General features: G+C 72.4%; 17 protein-coding genes. 1 reads left to right on the forward strand and 16 read right to left on the reverse strand.

Annotated features, from left to right (window positions below; translation table 11 throughout):
- Positions 1–208: 208 nt before the first annotated feature.
- The 9 genes from WMF19_RS43670 to WMF19_RS43710 all read right to left on the reverse strand — a co-directional run bounded on the left by WMF19_RS43670 (position 209) and on the right by WMF19_RS43710 (position 10,481).
- A complete protein-coding gene (locus WMF19_RS43670) occupies positions 209–1,009 on the reverse strand; it encodes a BPTI/Kunitz domain-containing protein (protein WP_437895777.1) in 801 nt (266 codons plus the stop codon).
- A 184-nt stretch (positions 1,010–1,193) separates the two neighbouring features.
- Positions 1,194–1,949, reverse strand: a complete 756-nt coding sequence (locus WMF19_RS43675; RefSeq protein ID WP_437895778.1) for a hypothetical protein — start codon at positions 1,947–1,949, stop codon at positions 1,194–1,196.
- Between the two features lie 61 nt (positions 1,950–2,010).
- Positions 2,011–2,883: a hypothetical protein gene (locus WMF19_RS43680; protein ID WP_437895779.1), complete on the reverse strand. Its 873-nt coding sequence runs from the start codon at positions 2,881–2,883 to the stop codon at positions 2,011–2,013.
- Entirely contained in the window at positions 2,880–3,503 is a 624-nt protein-coding gene (locus tag WMF19_RS43685) for an RNA polymerase sigma factor (protein WP_437895780.1), read from the reverse strand. Before WMF19_RS43685 ends, WMF19_RS43680 begins: the two co-directional genes overlap by 4 nt.
- Complete coding sequence (locus WMF19_RS43690; protein ID WP_437895781.1) at positions 3,500–4,633, reverse strand: hypothetical protein; 1,134 nt, start codon at positions 4,631–4,633, stop codon at positions 3,500–3,502. Before WMF19_RS43690 ends, WMF19_RS43685 begins: the two co-directional genes overlap by 4 nt.
- Before the next feature lie 241 nt (positions 4,634–4,874).
- Positions 4,875–5,762 (reverse strand): BPTI/Kunitz domain-containing protein, encoded by an 888-nt coding sequence (locus WMF19_RS43695; RefSeq protein WP_437895782.1) that lies wholly within the window; start codon positions 5,760–5,762, stop codon positions 4,875–4,877.
- A 218-nt stretch (positions 5,763–5,980) separates the two neighbouring features.
- Positions 5,981–7,696: a metallophosphoesterase family protein gene (locus WMF19_RS43700; RefSeq protein ID WP_437895783.1), complete on the reverse strand. Its 1,716-nt coding sequence runs from the start codon at positions 7,694–7,696 to the stop codon at positions 5,981–5,983.
- A gap of 122 nt (positions 7,697–7,818) precedes the next feature.
- Positions 7,819–9,093, reverse strand: a complete 1,275-nt coding sequence (locus WMF19_RS43705; RefSeq protein WP_437895784.1) for a c-type cytochrome — start codon at positions 9,091–9,093, stop codon at positions 7,819–7,821.
- A complete protein-coding gene (locus WMF19_RS43710) occupies positions 9,090–10,481 on the reverse strand; it encodes a DUF1501 domain-containing protein (protein ID WP_437895785.1) in 1,392 nt (463 codons plus the stop codon). Before WMF19_RS43710 ends, WMF19_RS43705 begins: the two co-directional genes overlap by 4 nt.
- A 161-nt stretch (positions 10,482–10,642) precedes the next feature.
- Between WMF19_RS43710 and WMF19_RS43715 the strand changes: the two genes are divergently transcribed.
- Positions 10,643–11,029, forward strand: a complete 387-nt coding sequence (locus WMF19_RS43715) for a PD-(D/E)XK nuclease domain-containing protein (RefSeq protein ID WP_437895786.1) — start codon at positions 10,643–10,645, stop codon at positions 11,027–11,029.
- A 48-nt stretch (positions 11,030–11,077) separates the two neighbouring features.
- On the opposite strand, the gene WMF19_RS43720 is transcribed toward WMF19_RS43715, so the two are convergent.
- The 7 genes from WMF19_RS43720 to WMF19_RS43750 all read right to left on the reverse strand — a co-directional run bounded on the left by WMF19_RS43720 (position 11,078) and on the right by WMF19_RS43750 (position 20,346).
- Complete coding sequence (locus WMF19_RS43720; protein ID WP_437895787.1) at positions 11,078–12,628, reverse strand: AAA family ATPase; 1,551 nt, start codon at positions 12,626–12,628, stop codon at positions 11,078–11,080.
- A gap of 180 nt (positions 12,629–12,808) precedes the next feature.
- Complete coding sequence (locus WMF19_RS43725) at positions 12,809–13,531, reverse strand: hypothetical protein (protein WP_437895788.1); 723 nt, start codon at positions 13,529–13,531, stop codon at positions 12,809–12,811.
- On the reverse strand, positions 13,531–15,513 hold the full coding sequence (locus WMF19_RS43730) for a DUF1585 domain-containing protein (RefSeq protein WP_437895789.1): 1,983 nt from the start codon (positions 15,511–15,513) through the stop codon (positions 13,531–13,533). The genes WMF19_RS43725 and WMF19_RS43730 overlap by 1 nt, the downstream gene beginning before the upstream one ends.
- Positions 15,510–17,066 (reverse strand): ABC transporter ATP-binding protein, encoded by a 1,557-nt coding sequence (locus tag WMF19_RS43735; protein WP_437895790.1) that lies wholly within the window; start codon positions 17,064–17,066, stop codon positions 15,510–15,512. The genes WMF19_RS43730 and WMF19_RS43735 overlap by 4 nt, the downstream gene beginning before the upstream one ends.
- The gene (locus WMF19_RS43740; RefSeq protein WP_437895791.1) at positions 17,063–18,145 is read right to left on the reverse strand and encodes an ABC transporter permease; all 1,083 of its coding nucleotides are present in this window, start codon (positions 18,143–18,145) and stop codon (positions 17,063–17,065) included. The genes WMF19_RS43735 and WMF19_RS43740 overlap by 4 nt, the downstream gene beginning before the upstream one ends.
- Positions 18,146–18,194: 49 nt before the next feature.
- Positions 18,195–19,292: an ABC transporter permease gene (locus tag WMF19_RS43745; RefSeq protein ID WP_437895792.1), complete on the reverse strand. Its 1,098-nt coding sequence runs from the start codon at positions 19,290–19,292 to the stop codon at positions 18,195–18,197.
- 19 nt (positions 19,293–19,311) lie between these two features.
- Positions 19,312–20,346, reverse strand: coding sequence for a BMP family lipoprotein (locus tag WMF19_RS43750; protein ID WP_272102290.1), 1,035 nt, complete (start codon positions 20,344–20,346; stop codon positions 19,312–19,314).
- Positions 20,347–20,467: the final 121 nt, after the last annotated feature.

The following is a 20,467-nucleotide window of genomic DNA, read 5'->3' on the forward strand; positions in this document are numbered from 1 at the left end:
GCGGCGGTGGAGCGGTCCGTTTCAGTTTCTTCAGTTTCCGTCCTTCCCGTCCAGTGCGCCAGAGCTGTTCACCGGAATCGGCGCAGCGCGGCCATTGACGCGCCGAGCCTCGAAAGGCGTCCAGGTGGGTACAGGGAAGTGCCTTATCTACGATTCAGGAGACAGCGCCTGACCGCGCACGCCGGCAGCGCTGGTCGTTCCTGGCCGTTCAGGGTGTCGCGGGCATCTGCGGCTGACACCTGCCCGACGAGCAGACCGCCGTCATCCCGTCCGGGAACACGGGCGCGCACGGGGGGCACGCGCCCATGCCGGCGGGGCAGACCAGGGCATCGAGCTCCGCGCTCTGGTGGAGGGCGACGATGCCTGTCCCGTCGCACCCCTCGCAGCAGCCGAGTCCGTCGCGCAGGACGCAGTCCGAGTCGACCGCGCACTCCGTCAGCGGCGACTCGCGCACGTCGAGGACGACGCAGCGCCCCGCCTCGCACGTGGCGGTGAAGTACTGGGTCGTGCGCTCCGCCTCGGTGACCTCCGGGCACGCTCCGCACGCGACGCCCCCGCACCCATTGATGATCTCGTCGAGCTTCGTCCCGGCGCGGTTGATGGCTCTGAAGTTCTCGGCACTGGCCGTGTCACAGGCGCCGCAGCAGCCCCGCGACACCAGGACGCAATCGCTCGGCGCGTTGCAGACGCCTATGTCGGGAAGCTCGCCCCGACAGGCCTCCTCGCACGCGTCGAGGGAATCGAAGCGGTTCTCGTTGCCCTCGCAGCCTCCATAGGTGAACTCCCTGCACGCGCCGGCGGCCGGGTCGTACCAGTATTTCGGGAACGCCGCGTCACACCGACCAGGATCCGCCGGCAGCAGGCAGCGGACGGGCAATTGCCCATCGCCACCACCCCCACCGCCGCCGGTCTCCGCAGACGAACCGCCGCCGCCCGGGTCCCCGCCGCCCGAGCCTGCGGGGTTCACCTTCCCGGAGCAGCCTGCGGCGAGCAGAAGGGAGCTAAGCAAGCCAAGACCCAGGGCTAAGCGCCGAGGCATGCCGGGTGAGTTGCAACGGGCATGCCCTGGGCGTCCGGCCGATGCGACCGCTGATCTCGGCCCGGATCGAGCGGGCGCTGGGCCTCGGTGTGCCAGGCGGCGCGGCACACCATGACGGCGTCGTCGAGGCGACCGGTCCCTGAGCTGCTCGCCGTCAGGGGTCGCGCGTCAGCCGGACGTTGTAAAAAATGGCGCTCCCGATCGCGATGCTGCCGTTCGCCTCCTGTTGATCGAATTCAAGATCGAAGTCGACCCGTTCCTCGGCGAGCTCCGCGTCCACTGTGCACCCGGACTCGCTACAATGGCAAACCTCCTTGATGCACAGATCGATATAGGCACAGTCGGTGGGCTGATCGGCCAGGAAGCAGCCGTCGCTGCCTTGCCAGTAGCTCTGGTCGGACTCGCAGAAGTAGGTGCGCTCGCGGCCGCCCGGGGTGACCAGAAGGCGCGGCGTCTGGAGCTCGCACCAGCCCTTCCAGAGCTCTGTGGGGGCGATCGAGAAGCGCAGCCGGCTCTCGCTGAGCTGCGCGCCCAGCAGCGTGAAATCGAAGCCCTCGTAGGGCAGGCCGAGCGCGTAACCAACCTCTACCCCGGGGTTCGGCGGATAACCCACGTCCGGATCCGTAGGCGGGGGCATCGATGGCCCCGCCCCGAAGCGCACCGTCCCCTGGATCGCCGACCCCTCCACGGTGTCGATGTCGATCTGGATCACGTCCGATCCCGAGCGGAACTTGAAGTTCTCGACGTATCCCTCCCAGTGCGCGACGAGCAGCCCGGCCGCGCCGGATCCCTCGCCGCCGGAGCTGGCCTCATCGCCGCCGATGGGAAGATCCTGCGGCTGACAGCCGGTGTTCCCGAGCGAGGCAGCAGCGAAGAACAACGCGAGCGCGACGCGAGTCGAACGATTCATGGTTCCTCCTGTCTCTTGCGGTCCATCGGTACATGGCCGGCGCGAGGAACATCCGTCTCTGTCAGTCGAGATTTTCTCGGAACGCGCAGGAGGCGCGGACGCGGCCCGCGTGCACCGAGCCCGGCGCTTCGCCGAGGAGCCGCTCTGCCTCGGCGCGCGCCTCCCGCGCCCGCCCTGCGGCGCAGAGGGCGAGCACGCGCGCGGCCATGCGCTCCTCGCGGAGCTGGCCCTCTGGAAACCGGGCGCCGAGGTCGTCGAGGCGATCGAGCGCGGCCGACGGATCGCCGCCCCGCACGGCGTCCTGCGCCTCGCGCAGCAAGGCCATCTCCGCGGCGAGCGTGCTCGGCCGCGCCGGCTGTCCGCTGCGCGGGCGCGCCGGCTCGCGCGCGCTGCCGCCTGTCGAGGGCGCTCGCGAGGCGTCGTCTGCGCCGGAGTCCAGCGGGCGCGGCGGAGCCGGCGCGACCGCGCGGGCGGCGTGCGAGGGCGGGGGCGGCGCCGTCGGCGCCGGCGCGGCGACCGGAGCCGCCGCGGGCGGCGTCACCGCAGGCGGAGGCGCCGCGGGCGCGCTCGCCGGCGGCGCTGGGCTGGCGGGCGGAGGGACGTCGACGGTCGCCCTTCCGGTGAAGAACCCGCCGGCGAAGGCGACGGCGCCGATCAGCGCGCCCGCGGCGATCACCTTGCCCGAGAGCACGCCGCCGGCCGCCTTGCCCGCGAGGACGCCGCCGCCGGCCCCGCTGCCCGCGAGCGGCGGCGGGGGCGGCGGCGACGTGGGCGCCTCTCCGGACGGCTCCTGCGGCGCGGACGGCTCCTGCGGCGCCGCGGCCGAAAGCTTCCCCGCGAGCGCCGCGCGGAGCCGCGCCTTGTCGGACGGCGCGAGCCCGTCCGCTCGGGCCGCCTTCAGGAGCGCGCGCGCCTTCTCGCCCGGATCGCTCATGGCCATCCGCCCCCGCGCCTCGCCAGCGCCAGCTCGAACTCGCGGCGCGCGGCGCGCAGCCGCGAGTAGACCGTGTTCAGCTTCAGGTCGAGCGCCGCGGCGATCTCCGGCGCGCTCAGCTCCTCGATCTCCGCCATCACCAGCACCGCGCGCTTGTCGTCGTCGAGCTCCGCGAGGAGCGCGTCGACGAGCTTCAGCGCCTCGACCTGCTCGAGCCGCTCCGCCGGCCCGGGCGCGCGGTCCGCCACGCCCCCCGGCAGCTCCTCGAGCCCTCCCTTGCGCCGGACGAGGCGCCGGTGATCGCGCGCCACACGGCAGAGGATCGCGAACAGCCACGCCTTCACGCTCGACCGCGGCTCGAACTCGCCGAGCCGCCGGTGGACCACGACGAAGACGTCCTGGAAGGCGTCGTCCAGGCTCGCCTCGCCGACGCCGAGCCGGCGCAGGTTTCGCCAGACGAAGTCGGCGTGCTCGTCGTAGACCGCGTCGAAGTCGAGGGAGACGGGCCCGTCGTGGACGCCGAAGCGCGGATCGAACACGGACCCCGCGAAGGGAAGCGCCGACGCGGGAGACGTCCTCGTCACGCACGGTACATGGCCGGCGCCGTCTGGATCCGTCACGGAAATCGCACCTCGACCCCCAGCGAGGCGCGGAGCGTGGCGGCGGCGCTCCGGTGGACCGCGCCGATGCCGACGAGCACGAACCGATCGCGCGTCACCGGGAACGGAACGTCGATCGTGAGCGGGACGCGGAGCCGGTCCGAGAGGGTGAAGGTCGCGAGCGCTCCGGGGTGCGGCGCGACCCAGAGCGCCCGGTTCGAGCCGGGCGACGCCGCGCCAAAGCTGGCCGCGCTCATGACGCCGACCTCGATGCCGGCGCAGGGTCCGAGCTCGATCGAGCGATAACGCATCGCATAACAAAGGCGCAGCCCGCCGGTGGTCAGCTGGACGTCGCCGCCCATCGTCGGCCGCTCGACGAACGCTTGCTGCGCGCCGAAGTAGGTGCCGGACAGCTCGACACGGACGGCTCCGATCAGCACGCCCGCGGCGATGCCGGCGCCCGGGGCGACCGCCGGGAGCGAGGCGGTGTCGAGGACGCCGGAGACCCTGAGCGCGCCGCGCAGCTCGAGGGGGCGCGACGGGCGCTGCGCCGGAGCCGCGCTGGCACCTGGCGGGGGCGAGGCCGCGGGCGCCTCGGCGGCGGTGGGCGCATCCGGAGAGGCGTCCACCTCCGGCGCGACGCCGGCGCCCGGATCCGCGCCGGCGTCTGGATCCGCGCCGGAGCTGTCGCCTGGCGCCGCAGCGGTGTCCGGCGCCGCCGTCGGGGTGCCGCGGCTCGCTGCGTCGGGATCGATCGCGAGCGCGATGATCAGCGCCGCCGCGTCCGCGAGCTCGGCGCAGGTCTCGCCGTGGAGCTCGCGCGAGCGTGTCGTCTCGCCGAGCGTCGTCGTGAGGCGGAGGTCCCAGGACCCGCGCTCGTTCCGGGACACCACCGCGCGCGCCTTCAGCGGCGGCTCGCCGTTCGCCGCCGACGACCGCCCGAGGCGCTGCTCGATCTCGGCCAGCACGCGCCCTCGATCCGCGCATTCCCCGGGCGCGCTCCAGTCGAGCTCGACGCCGCCCGCGTTCACCGCGGTGTCGGCACGGGCATCCCGCGCCGCCGCGACGAACGCGAGCGCGTGCGCGGCGAGGAGGATGGCCTTGGCGGCAGCGAGGAAGTCCCGCCGGCGCGGGTCGAGCGGGCCCATCACGTCTCGCGGATCGAGAGCGACGGTGGCGTCGGGCTCCTTCGCGATCGGCAGGAGGCTGCGCGCTCAGCTCGGGAGGATGACATGGTTCGACGGCCCGCGAGCCTACCAGAGATCGCGGTGACGCGTCCGCCCGGCCGTCATTCGTGGCGAGCTCGTGCGCGTCGTGGCGAATCCGTGCGCGTAAAGCGCTGTGGGCCCAGGCCGATTTCTGCTGTTATGCGACGCCGGGCGCGCTACTCGCTCAAGGTGTGGCGGGCATCTGCGGCTGACACCTGCCGGACGAGCAGACCGCCGTCATCCCGGGCGGGTACACGGGCAGGCACGGATTGCACGCGGCGCCGAGGTTGCCGGGACAGACCATGCCTTGGAGATCCGCGCTCCTGTTGAGGGCGACGATGCCTCTCCCGTCGCACCCCTCGCAGCAGTCGAGGCCGTCGCGCAGGACGCAGTCCGACGCGATCGCGCATTCTGTCAGCGGCGACTCGCGCACGTCGACGACGACGCAGCGCCCGGCCTCGCACGTGGCGGCGAAGTACTGAGAGCTGCGCTCGGATTCGTCGACATCCGGGCACGGCGCGCACGCCACCCCCTCGCACCCGGTGGCCATCTGATAGTCGTGCACGCTCGCCCGGTTGAGCGCGACGAACGCGCGGGCATCGACAGGATCGCAGGCGGCGCAGCAGCCCGGCGATGCGAGGATGCAATCGCCCAGCGACTCGCATGCATCCATGTCAGGAACGCCGCCCTGACAGGCCTCCTGGCACTGCTCGAGCGACTCGAAGCGATTCTCGTTGCCCTCGCAGCCGCCATAACTGAAAGGGACGCATACGCCTGTTCGCGGATCATGCCAGTAACGCGGGATCGCGCCATCGCAGGGCCCGATATCCTGCGGCAGCGTGCATCGGGTGGGCAATCCCCCGCCGGCGCCTCCCGCTCCGGCAATCCCCGCGCCTCCGGTCCCCGTGCCCGAGCCGGTCCCTGTGCCCGAGCCGGAGCCGCCCGTGCCCGCGACCGAGCCGGAGCCGCCGGTCCCCGCGACCGAGCCGGCGCCACCCGGATCCCCGCCGCCCGTACCTGTGTGGTTCACCGTCCCGGAGCAGCCCGCGACAAGCAGTAGGGAGGTAAGCAAGCCAGGACCCAGGGGTAAGCCGCGGAGCATGTCACAGCATGTGGCAACCGGTGTGCCCACGACGTCCGGTCGATGGATCCGCGGAACGCCCGCGGAATCGAGGGGGCTGCAGGGCGCGGTGTGCCAAGCGGCGCGGCACATCATGACGGCGTCGTCGAGGGGGCGACGCCCACCGCTTCGCGCGAAGCGTGGGAGACGTTATCCCACCTCGCAGCCGATCAGGGCCCGGGGTCGTCCAGATCGGCGGTGATCTCGAGCGGCGGCAGCTGCTCGCGGAAGAACGCGTTGTACTTGGGATCGTTGTACCGCTCGTACTCGATCGCGAACGGCGTCAGCTGGCTGACCCCGCCCTTGTACCGGATGGTGAGGGCCATCGGCGTGACCTCGCGGTAATTGCTGGTCTCTGGCAGGTCGTCGTTGGTCTTCCCGCCCGCGGAGAACAGGGTCAGCAGCACCCCGTCGGGGTCGTCGTGGACGACGCGGAAGCCCTCCGGGACGCGCTCGTGGCCGCGGATCAGCGTGGTACAGCCGAGCTTCTGCATGAAGCTCTTGAACTGCCGCTTGCCGAAGGGGAAGCGCGCCGTGGACCTCTGGAGCTCCGCGGGGATCGCGTCGACCTCGCTGGGGTCGCTCCAGAGCATCTGGAACCGGATCTCCGGGTCGTTGAGCGAGGACACCGACGTCCACCGGGCGGCGATGGTCTCGTCGCGGGGGATCCCCGCGTGGACGAAGAGGATCCGGTCGAAGACCAGTATGTTGGGGAGCGCCTCGAAGAGGCGCATGTAGGCGGCGAACACCTCGTTCGGGGCGATGGCCGCGAGCGAGCTCATCGCCTCGGAGGGCCGCACCGGCGCGAGGACGCGGCCGTTCAGCTCGACGTAGTACTCGTGATTGCCGCGCAGCACGAAGACGCTGTCGGGCGCGGCGAGGAAGAGCTGCATCACCGTGCGCAGGATGCCGTTGTAGCTGAACCTGCCGCGATCGATGTAGTCGCCCAGGAACACCAGCATCATCCGCGGGTTGTGCGCGGGGTCGTCCCGGTGGGCCTGCACCTTGGCGAAGAAGTCGGCCTGCATCAGCGCCCCCTTGAGGCACGAGTAGCAGCCGTGCAGATCGCCGATGACCAGGAGCTCGACGTCCTCGGCGGGGTCGGGCGAGGCGACGTAGACGTGGCCGTCGAGGAAGGGCGCCTGCCCGGCGAAGCCCGCGAAATCCGCCGCGCCGTCGAGCCGGCCCGCGCCGCGCGCGCGCTGCTCCTCGAGCTTCGCCTCGAACCTGCGCATCAGGTCCATGTCGACCTTGGCCTGCTCCGCGAACGTGGCCGGATCGCTCGCGTAGTCCCACTCGAACGCCTTGAAGAACGGGTGATCGACCTCGCGCGCCTGCTTGCGCGTGGCCGGATCGATCACGACCGCGCCCTGCTCGATCGTCTCGATGTCCACGTCGTCGATCTCGATCGGGGACGCCGACAGGAGCGACGACAGCTCGTCGCGGAACCGCTGCTCGTTCGGGTGGACGACGCCGTCGGCGAGCATGAGCTCGTCGACGGTCGCGAGCAGCGCCTTCCGGTTGTCGTCGTCGAAGCCGTCGAGGAGCTCGAAGCAGCGGAGCTTGATCTTGGAGAGGACGAAGTCCTTCGGGTCCTCTCCCTCGGCGACGCTCTCGGTGAAATGGCTCTGGATCTGGTGGTCGATCTCGGAGAAGACCTCGTGGAAGTGGCTGGTCCACCGGCCGACGACGTCCGGGTTCTCCTGCCCCTCGCCGCCGAGGGCGTCGCGCGCGCGCTGCCGCACGAGGTCGTGGATGTAGCCGCGGATGAAGGACTTCTCGGTCGGATCGAGCTCGCCGTCGATGTACCCGAACCCCGTGAGGTAGTAGATGATGGCGTGCATCTGCTGCTCTGCGACGCGCGGATCCGGGCTGAACGACATCATCAGGCAGCTCTCCTCTTCGCGATGGTGCCCCAGGGTAGCGCAAGACGGGCGCGCGGCGGCGGCGAGCGCGCCTCACGGCCGCGCGGGCGAGCGCGCATCGCGGCCCCGGCGGCGAGCCCGCATCACGGCCGCGCGGGCGGCCCTGCGCGCCCGACGAAGGCGCGGATCCGCGCGCGGTCGGCCTCGGACAGCGTGTTTCCCGGGGGCGGCATATTCCGCTCGTCGACGACCCGGCGCGCGATGGCCTCGCGGAGCGAAGCCCACGCCGCAGGCGTGGAGAGGTCGACGCCGCCCTCGCCGCGCGGGCGGTGGCAGCGCGCGCACGCGCGGGCGAACACGGGCGCGATCTCCCCCCAGGCGGGCCCGCCGTCGTCCTCTGCGGCGAAGCGCCGGAGGGCGCCCGACGCGAGCAGCCACACGTCGCCGCTCGGCGAGCCGACGAGCCTGCCGCCCTGCGGGAGGCGCGCGCCGCGGGTCTCGCGCGCGCCGGCCTTGTCGAGCACGCCGAGCTCGTCGCCGTCGGCGAACCACGCGCGGTCGCCGGAGACGGCGAGCCCGTGGAGCGCGGCGCGCGCCCGGAACCGGAGGCGCAGGACGCCGGCGCCGTCCTCCGCGTAGAGCGCCTCGGGCGTCGCCGCGAGCAGCGCGCCCGCGCCGGTCAGGGCGAGGAGCGGCGCGGCGCCGTCCGCCGGGAGCGGGTACGATCGCAGCGCCCTCGTGGCGACGTCGAGGGCGCCGAGCCCGTCGCCCCCGGCCGCGAAGGCCACGCGCCCGGCCCCCGCCGCGAACGTCGCGAGCGGGCCCGTCGCGTAACGCGTGACGGTCTCGCCGTCCGCCACCGCGATCTCGCGGTCCAGCGCGAAGGTGGCGCCGCCCTCGCCGAGGCCGATCGCGGACCGTACCGCGGCGCGCTCGAGGCCGTAGCGGTCGGAGACGGCCTCGAAGGTCCCCTGGCCCGGGAGCCGGAGCAGCCGGCCCTCGGCGTCGACGCCGACGATCCACGTGCCGTAGCCGTCGGGCGCGGGCAGGGCCGCAGCGCTCACCCAGCGGTGGGGCGCGCGCTCCACCCTCGCGAGGGCGCCGTTCACGAAGACGGCCGCGGCGCCGTCGTGGAACACCACGACGCGGCGCCCGTCGTCGGCGACCGCGCGCACCGGGCCGAGCTTCCCCGGGGACGGCCACGCGACCTCGCGCACGACGAGCGGCGGGAGGGGCGCCGCGGCCTGCGCCGCGCATCCGGCGAGCGAGAGCGCCAGCGCAGAGGACGACAGCGCCAGCGCAGAGGACGACAGCGCCAGCGCAGAGGACGACAGCGCCAGCGCAGAGGACGACAGCGCCAGCGCCGAGGACGACAGCGCCAGCGCGGCGGCGGACGCCGCTCGGCCGAGGAGCGTCACGGCGACCGGAGCAGCTCCGGCACCACCTCGCCGTCGCGCAGGTGCTCGCGCGGGGAGATGCCGAAGGCGAACAGGAAGGTGGCGAGCAGATCCGGCGGGGCGATCGGCCGCGGCCCGCCCTGGAACGTCTTCGCCGGGACCGGCAGGAGTTGCTCCGGGTCTGTCTTGCCGAACGCGAAGCTCCCGCGGAAGCGCGGGGAGATCACCATGGCCGAGTTGTTGGGGTAGTGGTCGCGCCCCATCGCCGTGTTGAGCTGGGGCGTGCGGCAGAAGTCGCTCGTCACGAGGATGTGGGTGTGATCCGAGAGCTTCTTGCCCGCCCGGGTCGGGTGCGGGGTCTTGTCGAGCGAGCCGAGGAGCGCGGCTATCAGATCGAAGAGCTCCTGCTGGGTGGCCGCGTGCTGGCGGTAGTTGCTCGTGTGCGTGTCGAACCCGCTGCTCGAGAAGCTCACGCAGCGGACCACGTTCCGCCGCATGGCCTCGATCGCGAACGCGGCGTTGACGGCCGCTTGCCGGGCGAAGCGGGCCGCGTGGTTGAACTCCGGGTGCGCCTGGATGAGCTTGCCCCTGGAGAACACCTCCTGGAGGCCTGCGCTCAGCATCTTGCCGAGGCCTTCCGCCTGGATGGCGAAGCTGTGCAGGGCGTCGGTGTGGCTGGATCGCGCGGCGAGGGAGCTGGCTTCCTCGGAGAGGAGCGCTGTCACCGCGGCGCGGTCCTCGTCGGTGTCGTAGTGGCGCGCGCGGAACAGCGAGCGGCTGAGGGTGCCGATCTCCCCGACCATGAGCGGGACGGCGCGCCGATCGAGGCGCTCGCCGACGAACGCGGACGGGAACTGGACCGAGACGACGGGGAAGGTCTGGCTCGCGCCGAGCTCGCTCCCGCAGATCGCGTCGACGCTGGAGGCCACCGTGCGGCCGCCGCTGAGGTGCCGTCCCGTCGTCGAGAAGGCCGTGCCGTCGGGGTGGCTCACTGTGTTCATCGCCAGGCCGTTGAGGATGCACAGCCGGTCGTGCATGTCCGCGAGGGCGCCGATGCCCGGCCCGAACACGAGGCTCGATCCCTTGGGCGTGATCGGCGCGAAGCTCTTCGCGCCGCCGGCCGCGGGCGCGTCGACCCAGAGGCGGAGCCCCGCGGTGTCGGTGTTGTCGGTCGTCGCAGGGCTCACGAGGCCCCTGGCCTCGTTCCGAGGATCGGCCCAAAGCGTCACGTCCCAGCCGCCGGACGCGTGGATGAAGAGGAAGAACTCGTCCTCCGCGGCCTTGCCCTGCGCGGCGAGCACGCGCGCCGGCAGGCCGAGGACGCCGGCGAGCGCCGCGCCCGCAGCGGCCTCGAGCAGCGCGCGGCGCGGGACGGCGAGGCGGCGGGGGCAGGAGGCGTGGCGAGGCATCGGGCGTGCTCCTCAGGATACCCTCCGAGGCCGCGCGCGCCCGCACGACCTTGCCGTCGAACGCGACCGCCATCGCGAGTACCGGCGCCGCACGAACGAGCTCATCGGGGATCTGGTCGTGACGCCGACTCGACGAGGCGGTCGACGCGGGGACGACCTACGTGCCGGCGTATCATGTCCTCTCGTACCATGAGGCGCGCCGCCTCGGCCCGGAGGAGGTCTATCGCGGGTTCGTCGCAGGCCTGCTCGCCACGCTGGAGCCCGACTACGAGGTGCGGTCCAACCGCGAGTCCGGCGAAGGGAGGCCCGATGTGCTGGTGCGGCCCCGACAGCCGGGCAAACCCGGCGTCGTGCCGGAGATGAAGGTGGCGCGAGGCGGCCAGACGCTACGCTGGAGCAAGCGCTGGAAGATGGGCTGTCGCAGATCGACCGCAGGGACTACACGGCCGAGCTCCGCGCCGCCGGCGCGTCTCCGGTGCACGCGCTCGCGGTGGCGTTCAGCGGCAAGCAGGTGGCGGTGCGCGCGGCGGGAGGGGGTTGGCCGATGAGCGTCGCCTCTCCCCGACCACCGAGCGGAGCGTCGATCTGGCCAGGGCTCAAGCCCGGATCACCGTGACCTCTCGGCCGCCCGGCGTCCGCGCCGCCTCGGTCGCGGTGCGATCGCGCAGCCGCGGGATCCCGGGGCGCCGATCGAAGATGAGGAGCCAGCCGCGGTGGAGCCCCAGGCCGTCCAGGTATCCATCGAGCTGCGCGAGCCCTTCCCGTAATGGATCCGGCTCTCCGGGGCGCCACACCTTGAGCTCCATCGCCAGCCGGTCCTGTCCGTGCTCGACCAACAGGTCCATCCGGCCGCTGCCGATCGCGACCTCCCACTCCACGCGCCCGTGGCCGTTCACCACCCGGTGCAGGAAGGCCATGAGCACGAGGTGCGGCGCGATCTCCGCGTAGGGCGTGCTGGCGAGCAAGGCCTCCGCGTGCTGCCGCCAGAACGAGACGAACGCCTCGAGCAAGCGCTCGGGATCGAGGCGCCCGTCCCGCCGGAGCCAGGTAGGCGTGATCGACGGCATCGAGCGCCGCGCGGTCGCGGACAGCGCACGCGGGAGGATCTCCGCGTAGATCGGGTTGGCGATCTCCAGCGCGCCGTTCGCCGCCTGGCGGACGAGCCCGAGATCCATCGCGTAGCGCTGGTCGTCCTCGGGGACCGCGCCCAGCGCCGAACCGGCGAGGATGGGCTCGATCACCGCGCGCACCCGGTCCTCCTGCAGGCGCTCGGCGAGGCTGTCGAGGTGCGTGTCCTGCCGGACGACGATCGCGTCGCGCGCGGCGCGCACGTGCGCGGGCAGGAGCGTCACGCTGCGGTCGGGCACGAGCTCGTCCACCATCTGCCTGGCCAGCGCGTTGACCAGCCACGGCTGCCCGCAGGTGAGCTGGAACGCGAGGTCGACCGCCTCGGGCGCGAAGACCTGCCCCGTGTCGGCCGTGTGCTGGGCGTAGAGCCCCGCCACCTCCTCGCGCGTGAAATCGCGCAGGAGGACGGACTCCTCCTTCACGTTGAACGGCGAGGCGCCGCCTAGCTGGCCCTCGTCGCCCACCGTAACCCGGTAGTCCCGGACATCGCGCATCCCGATCAGGGCGATCGCCCAGGGAAAGCCCTGCGGCCTGCGGCGGTGCCCCCCGCGCAGCTGGCTCAGCGCCGAGAGCAGCGTGGGGCCAGTGAGCGCGTCGATCTCGTCGAGAAAAAGCACGAGCGGGCGAGGACAAGCCTGCGTCCACGCGGCCAGCGCGCCGGCTAGGCGGTGGCCCGGCGCCCCGTCAGGCCAGGGCGGCGGACGCAGATCGGGCGGGAGCTGGAAGGACGCATCCTCTCGAAATGCTTGAAGGATGGCGGCCTCCGCGGCGCCGACATCCTCGGGGAAGGCGCGGCCAACCTCGAGGGACAGGAGCGCCGCCGCGTAGCGCCCATCCTGCGTCAACGCGGTGGCCAAGGACAGGAGCGACGTGGTCTTGCCCGTCTGCCGCGGACCGTGCACGACGAAGTAGCTCTGGCGGTCGATCAGCCGCCGCAGCCGCTCGATACGGCGGAGGGGGTCGACCATGTAGTGCAGGTCGGGCCTGCACGGGCCGGCGGTGTTGAAGAAGCGTGCCATCGCGCCGCCATCCTGCCATGGGAGCCCGGGGAGTCACGCTAGACCGGCGGCGCGGGACGGTGAGTGGCGCGGTCCGCCGCAACGCCGCGACCAGGGCAGCAGCGTTCAAGATCGCCGATCGCCGCCCGGGAAGTCGTCGCCCGGAGCGCCGTAGCCCGGCCGCCACATCCGACAGCCCCCCTAATACAGGTGGAACTCCGGGTGCCGCACGAGCCCGTAACAGACGGCCGCCCACCCCGCCTCCTCCGGCGAAAATCGCGACTTCGGCGCGCCCTTCGCGCGGTGCCGCGCGACCGTGCCCTGGTAGAGCGCGAAGAACTTCGCCTCCCGGTCCGGCGGCGCGAGGCGCGCCGGGTAGCTCAGGAATGTCCGGTGCAGCACGTCGAAGCGCGGGGCGAAGGCCGCCTCGTCCGGATCCTGCGCGGGCAGATCGAACGCGAAGATCAGCCGCCGCTCGATCGGGACGCGCTCCTTTGCCTTGAGGTCATGCTCCAGGGCGCGGTCGCAGAGCGCGATCCCGAGCCGCTCGAACGCCGCCAGCATGAGCGCGTTGGTCTGCGTGGCGCGCGGGAGATCCAGGCCGTAATCCGGGAGCCCGAGCGCCGCGAGGTAGTCTCCCCATGTGTCGAACAGCGCCGCCTTGTCGTCCCCCCGCGCGCGGCGCTCGACCTCGGCGGGCGCGAGGCCGCCGAAGAGCCGGAGATAGGTCCTCAGGTATGCTTCGGCCGGGATGAGCCGCAGATCCTGCTTCGGAGCGCGGCTCTGCGCGACGCGCCCCGTCTCCCGGAGCGGCGCAGCCGGTCGCGGCGAGATCGCCTCCGGCGGGGCGCACGCGCCCGCCAGCGCGGCCATCGCGAGGACGAAGGCCCCCATCCGGCCGGGCGCCCTCCCCCGGCCCTGCATCACCGCGCTCCCTCGCCGCGCGCCGCGCCGCCCCGCTCCTCCGCTCCGCCCTTCGCCGCCCCGCCCCGCTCCAGCGCAGGCCGCACGTTGCTGGCGCGCGCATACGCCGGCGAGCGGACGATCGCCTCGACCAGCGGCCGCATCCGGTAGCCGCGCGACACGAACCGCTCGCGCAGCGCGCCGAGCAGCGCCTCGTCCTCCTCGCGCAGCGGCCGCCCCAGGAACGACTCGGTGACGCGCTCGACCGCGCACGACGCGAACTCCGGCATGCGCGTGAGATCGGCCGCGGCGCCGGCCGGGCCGCGCTCGGCGTGATCCGCCGAGGCATAGGCGCCCCGCAGCACGCCGCGCTCCCGGCTCGAGAACACGGGGTCGTAGAAGCGCTGGCACGATTGCCCCGTCTTCCCCTCCGCGTTCAGCTTGCACACCGGGTTCTCGATCGGGAACCTCTCGGCGGGCAGATAGGTCCACGTCGTCTCCTCGACCCGCGTGAAGTACGCCGCGAGCGGCTCCAGCGTCGCATGACAGCTCGCGCAGCCCGGCCGGATCATGAGGTCGGGCTCCTCCGACGGCGGGAGCTCCGCGTGCTCGGCCGTGAAGCTCTTGCACAGGAACGCGCTGTAGAGCGCCGCCGCCCGCGCGCGCCGCGAGGAATACTTGGTGAGGAACACCGGCATCGTGAGGATCCCCGCCGCGCGCGGCCCGCGATCGGGGATGAACGTCCAGACCGAGACGTCGTGCGGCGCGACGACCGGCGGCACCGCGCCCGGCAAGAACAGGGGCGCCTCGTCCTCGCGCATCCCAAACGACGGGTGCAGAGAGCAGCACGCCGCGGGCGCGCTCGACCGGTAAAACTGCGCGAGCGGGCCGTTGATGAACGTATAACGACCGGTGAGGATCTCCCGGAAATCGCGATCCGCCGCGAAGACGTGATTCATTGTATGAATCGCCTCCTGCGACCACCAGAACTTGTTCCAGCCGGTGATCGTGTGCGGCACGGAGCCGATGGGATCCTCGATGCCGAGCGGGGTATGGGCGGGCAGCACGAAGCCGCGCGGATCCCTGCCCGCGCTGTCGGCGGGAAGGCAGTGCTCGAGGCCGATCCCGCAGCCGCAATCGACGCTCATCGCCGGCGCGAGCGCGCTCCGACACGAGATGGGCTCGCCCCGGTGCGCCTGCGCATAACGATCCTCGCGCACCGGCGGGCGCGCGCGACCCGGCAGCGGCGGAGCGCCCTTCGGCGATGAAGGGATGTCGCTCGCATAGATGTGGCCGACCTCGGCGGTCTGCGCCTCTTCCTTGCAGACCCTGACCTCGACCGTCGGCGTCTTGCCGTCAGGCTCGACAAGGAGCTGCGGCAGCGGGACATAGGCGCTGTCCGGGTCCTTCCACCCGTCGCCATAACGCTGCGTCGGGACGACGGAGAGGTAATCCCGGTAAAGCCAGTAGGGGCGCACGAGCGTTGTCCGCTCGTCGAGCAGCCGCTGGGAGATGCGGGCGGGCGTCCCCGTGACAGGCGCGTAGGCCGCGACCCGGAGCCCGCTCTCGGCGTCGGAGAAGCAGAACTCCCCGTCGATCACCGGGTTCAGGCGGCGCTGGCCGACGCGGTAATAGACATAGAGCGGCTTGCCCTCCGGGCCGAGCACCTCCACCCGGCGGAGCGTCGTCGCGGGCGGCGTGAACAGCCCCGTCGGGCCGAGCTCGAGCCGCAGGACATCCATGTAGATGCGCGTGAGCCGCTCGGCATACCCCGGGCCGTCGAGGTGACGCTCTATCCAGGCGTCCAGATCGAAGCCCGGCGACTCGAGCTCGGCGAGCTCCTCGCGCGTCGGGAGCCGCCCCTTCAGGTCGAGGGAGAGCGCCCGGAAGTACCGGTATCGCTCCAGCGTCGGGGCGGCGGCGGACGGCGGCGCGAACGAGGCCGCGGCCGCCGCCGCGAGGGGCGCCGCCACGGCCAGCGCGCGCAGCGCGCGCCCCCTCATGCGCCGACCTCACCCGCGGCGGGCGGCGGGGCCTCCTCGCCAGGGACCACCCCGGCCATCAGCATCCCGAGCTCCGTCCGCGATACCGCGCCCGCGTCCCGCGTCGCCACGATCTCGCCCCGGTACATGACCGCGATCCTGTCCGACAGCGCCAGGATCTCGTCGAGCTCCGCCGACACGAGCAGCACCGCCGCCCCCGCGTCGCGCGCCGCCACGATCTCGCGGTGGATGTGCTCGATCGACCCGACGTCCACGCCCCGGGTCGGCTGGCTTGCCACGAGCAGCTCCACGGGGCGGCTCATCTCCCGGGCGAGGATCACCTTCTGCTGATTGCCGCCCGACAGCGCGGAGACGGGCGTCTCCGGGCCGGGCGCGCGGATGTCAAAGGTCTTTATCAACCGCCTCGCGTTCTCCTCGCGGGCGTCGTCGCGGAGCACGCCGCGCACGGCGAACGGGGGCTCGTGGTAGGTGCACAGCACGAGGTTGTCCGCGATCGCGTACGAGAGCACGAGCCCGTGGCGCTGGCGGTCCTCGGGCACGTGCGAGACGCCGCGCTCGATCAGGGCGCGGGGCGGCGCGCCGGTGACGTCGCGGCCACGGAGGAGCACGCGCCCGGCGCGGGGCGGCGAGAGGCCGGTGATGGCCTCGCAGAGCTCGGTCTGGCCGTTGCCCTGCACGCCGGCGATCCCCAGGATCTCGCCCGCGCGCACCGAGAAGCTCACCTCGCGCACCACGTCGGCGCCGGACCCGCGGCGGCCCGCGACGCCGAGGCGCTGCACCTCGAGCACGACGTCCTTCGGGCTCGCCGGGGCCTTGCTCACCTGGAGCGCCACGTCGCGGCCCACCATCGTCGCCGCAAGGCCGCGCTCGTCCGTCTCCGCCGGGATCGCGGCGCCCACCACGCGACCAGCGCGCATGACCGTCACCCGGTCCGCGACCGCGAGCACCTCCCTGAGCTTGTGCGTGATGAACAGGACCGAGACCCCCCGCGCCGTCAGCCCCCGCAGCACGCGGAACAGGTCGTCCGCCTCCTGGGGCGTGAGCACGGCCGTGGGCTCGTCGAGGATCAGGATCTCCGCCTTCCGGTAAAGAGCCTTGAGGATCTCCACCCGCTGCTGCACGCCGACCGGGAGGTCCTCCACCCGGGCGTCGGGATCGACGTCCAGCCCGTGGCGCGCCGAGAGCTCCCGGACCTCGGCGCTCGCGCGCCGGCGGTCGAGCAGGGCGCCGCGCACGGGCTCCGCGCCGAGCACGACGTTCTCGGCGACAGTGAACACAGGGATCAGCATGAAGTGCTGGTGCACCATGCCGATCCCGAGCGCGATCGCGTCGCTCGGCGAGCGCAGCGCGACCGGGCGCCCGCTCCGGAGGAGCGTCCCCTCGTCCGGGCGCAGCAGCCCGTAAAGGATGTTCATCAAGGTCGATTTGCCGGCGCCGTTCTCCCCGAGCAGCGCGTGGATCTCGCCCTCGCGGAGGTCGAGATCGACCCTGTCGTTCGCCAGGACGCCGGAGAACCGCTTGGTGATCCCCCGGGCCTCGAGGACCGCCGTCACCGCCGCCCCTCCCGCTCGTACGGCAGGCCGTCGGCGGCCGGCGGCGTTGTCTTGCCGATGACGCCGGTCAGGAGCAGCAGCGTCAGCAGATACGGCACCAGCCCGACGACCGACGATTGCTGCAGGAACGACCACGACGGCGGGATCTGGTCGCGGAAGAGCTGGAGGTTGATCTGGAACGCCTGCGCCGCGCCGAAGACGAGCGCCGCGGCCCACGAGCCGAACGGCGTCCAGTCGCCGAAGATCATCGCCGCGAGGGAGATGAAGCCGCGCCCGTTCGTCATCATCGGCTCGAACGACGGCACCGACTCCAGCGTGAAATACGCCCCGCCGAGCCCCGCGATCGCGCCGCCGATCACGACGTTCACGTAGCGCACGCGGGCCACGTCGATCCCGACCGTCGCGGCCGCGCGGGGGTGCTCGCCCACGGCCCGCGCGCGCAGGCCCCACCGCGTGCGGAAGAGCACGAGGTGCGTCAGCGCGACCAGCGCGACGGCGGCGACGGCGATCGGCTGCTGCTCGAACACCGGGCCCACGACCGGGATGTCCGCGAGCAGGGGGACGCCGAGGCGCGGAAGGACGCCCGGCGCGTGGGGCACCTGCCCGCCGAACGCGCTTCCCGGCCCGAAGAAGAGCTGGCGGTTGAAGAAGCCGGTGAGCCCCACGGCGAGCAAGTTGATCACCGTCCCCGCGAGGATCTGGTCCACCGAGAAGGTCACCGCAAGCGCGGCGAGCAACAGCCCCAGCGCGGCGCCGGTGGCGACCGCGATCACGACGCCGAGCAGCAGGCTCGGCAGCGGGGGAAAGCCCAGGATCGCGCTCGCGTAGATCGACCCGAACCAGCCCGAGAACGCCGCCGCGAGCATCATCCCTTCGATGCCCAGGTTGACGACCCCGGAGCGCTCACAGAAGACGCCCGAGAGCGCGCCCAGGGTGAGCGGGGTGGCGACGGCGAGCGTCGTGGCCGCCATGCTGGCCACGATCGTCAGCGGCGGCACCTGCGACGCGCCGACGAGCGTCACGACGAGGACCAGCACGCCCACGACCACCGCGATGAATGCGTAGCGTCGATAAGCCATCTTCGTCCTTCCCTGCTCCCCGCGCCGGCCGCTCGCTCGAGCCGGCGCGCTAACCGCCCCACCCGCGCGTGAGCACGAGCCGCTCGCTCGAGCCCCGGACGCGGTAGATGCGCCGGACCAGGGCGTCCGCCGCGACGAAGAGCAGGACCAGCGCCTGGATGACGGAGATCACGTCGATCGGCACCTGCGTGAGGTACTGCATCCGGGTCGCCCCGCTGCGCATCACGCTGAACAGCAGGGCCGCGAGCACCGTCCCGCCGGGGTGCGCCTTGCCGAGCAGGGCGATGGCGATCGCGTCGAAGCCGTATCCCTGCGAGAACCCGAGCTCGTGCCGGTGGTGCAGCGCGCTCACCTCGATGGCGCCGGCCAGCCCGGCGAAGGCGCCCGAGAGCGCCATGGTCGCGATCACGGTGCGGCTCACCCGCACGCCGGCGTAGCGCGCGGCGTCCGGGCTCTGCCCGGCCGTCCGGATCTCGAAGCCGAACGTCGTCCGCCGGAGCGCCCACCCGACGAGCGCCGCCGCGAGCAGGGCGAGCGGGAAGCCCCAGTGCAGCCGGAAGCCGTCCACGAGCGCGGGGATGCGCGCGCTCTCGTCGATGAGCGGCGTGCGGGAGAGCACGTTGGACGCCTCGGGGTCCTTCATCGGGCCGTTCAAGAGGAAGCTGACCGCGTTGAGGGCGACGTAGTTGAGCATGATCGTGCTGATCACCTCGTGTCCCCCGGCGCGCGCCTTGATCCAGCCGGGCACCGCGGCCCACAGCCCGCCCGCGAGCGCGCCGAGGAGCAGCGTCACGGGGACGTGCAGCGCCGCGGGCAGGCCGCCGCCCACGAGCTGCGGCAGCCAGTGGCCCGCCCAGGCCGCGGAGAGCGCCCCGAGCGCGAGCTGCCCCTCCGCGCCGATGTTGAAGAGGCCGCCCTTGAGCGCCAGCGAGACCGACAGGCCAGCCAGGATGTACGGCGTCGCCCAGACGAGCGTCTCGCTCACCGCCCGCGGCGACCCGAGCGCGCCCTCGAGCATGCCGGCGTAGGCGTCGAGCGGGTTGCCCCCGGCCACGGCGATGAGGACGCCGCCAAGGACCATCGCGGTGAACACCGAGAGGGCCGGCAGGAGCAGCGGCTCGAAGCGCCGGATCAGCTTCTCTCGCATCCTCGGGAGCCCAGGGCGGTCACGGCCCCTTGGCCGGCGGCACCGCCGTCTTGAGCGTCCCGTCGAGGAGCCCTTTCCGGAGCTCCTCCATCTTCGCCTTCACGTCGGCCGGGACCTTGGCGTCGAGATCGTGATACGGCGCATACCCCGACTTGCCCTGGAAGTTCCCCGACGGCAGCTTCCCCTCCTTGGCCGACTTGATGAGCTCGAAGGCGCCGTCGGAGATGAGCTTGACGGCGCTGGAGAGGAGGACCTTCTGGGCCTCGGGCACCGTGAAGTACTGGTCGGTGTCGACGCCGATGGCGTAAACGCCCTTCGTGGCCGCGCCGAGCAGCGCGCCGTTGCCCGTCTTGCCGCCGCCGCCGAAGACGATATCGACTCCCTTGTCGATCATCGAGACGGCGGTCGTCTTCCCCCACTCGGGATCGGTAAACGTCTTATCGAAGCCGACGTCGTTGTGATAGACGACGCTGAGCTCGATGTCGGGCTTGACGTGGCGCGCCCCGGCGCGGAAGCCCTCCCCGAAGCGGAAGACGGGCGGGACGGCGTCGGTGGCGAGCACGGCGCCGATCTTCCCCGTCTTGGTCATCATCGCGGCCAGCGCGCCGACGAGGAAGCCGCCGTGGTCCTCGGGGAAGACGAGGCCCACGACGTTCGGCTTGGTCGCCATCTGGAACTGGTCGATGCCGATGAACTTGACGTCCTTGAACTGATCCGCCGCGCCGCGCGTCGCCTCGGTGAGCCCGAATCCCGACGTGACGACCACGTCGTAGCGCTCCTCGGCGAACGTCGCGATGTTCTTGGGGTAGTCCTTCGGATCCGTCGTCTCGATGTACTGCGTCGTGGCGCCGAGCTCCTTCTGCGCCCGCTGGATCGCCTCCCAGGCCGACTGGTTGAACGACTTGTCGTCGATCTTGCCCATGTCGGTGACGAGGCCCACGCAGAACACCTCGGGGCTCGCGCAGTCGGCCTTCTTGCTGCTGCTGTTGCACCCCGGGAGCGCGCTGGCGAGGGCCAGCAGGACCGCGATCGCGACGCGCCGCTTCTTCAACATGCCGGATCTCCTTGGAAGGCCCGCATTGGACACCGGGCCGCGCACCAAGGCAACCACCGTATCGCAGCGGCGCACCTTTGCTCACACGAGCGCTCTCATCTGCTGGGCGGGAGCACGGTCG

The organism is Sorangium sp. So ce124 (assembly GCF_051525235.1).
Lineage (GTDB): Bacteria > Myxococcota_A > Polyangia > Polyangiales > Polyangiaceae > Sorangium > Sorangium atrum.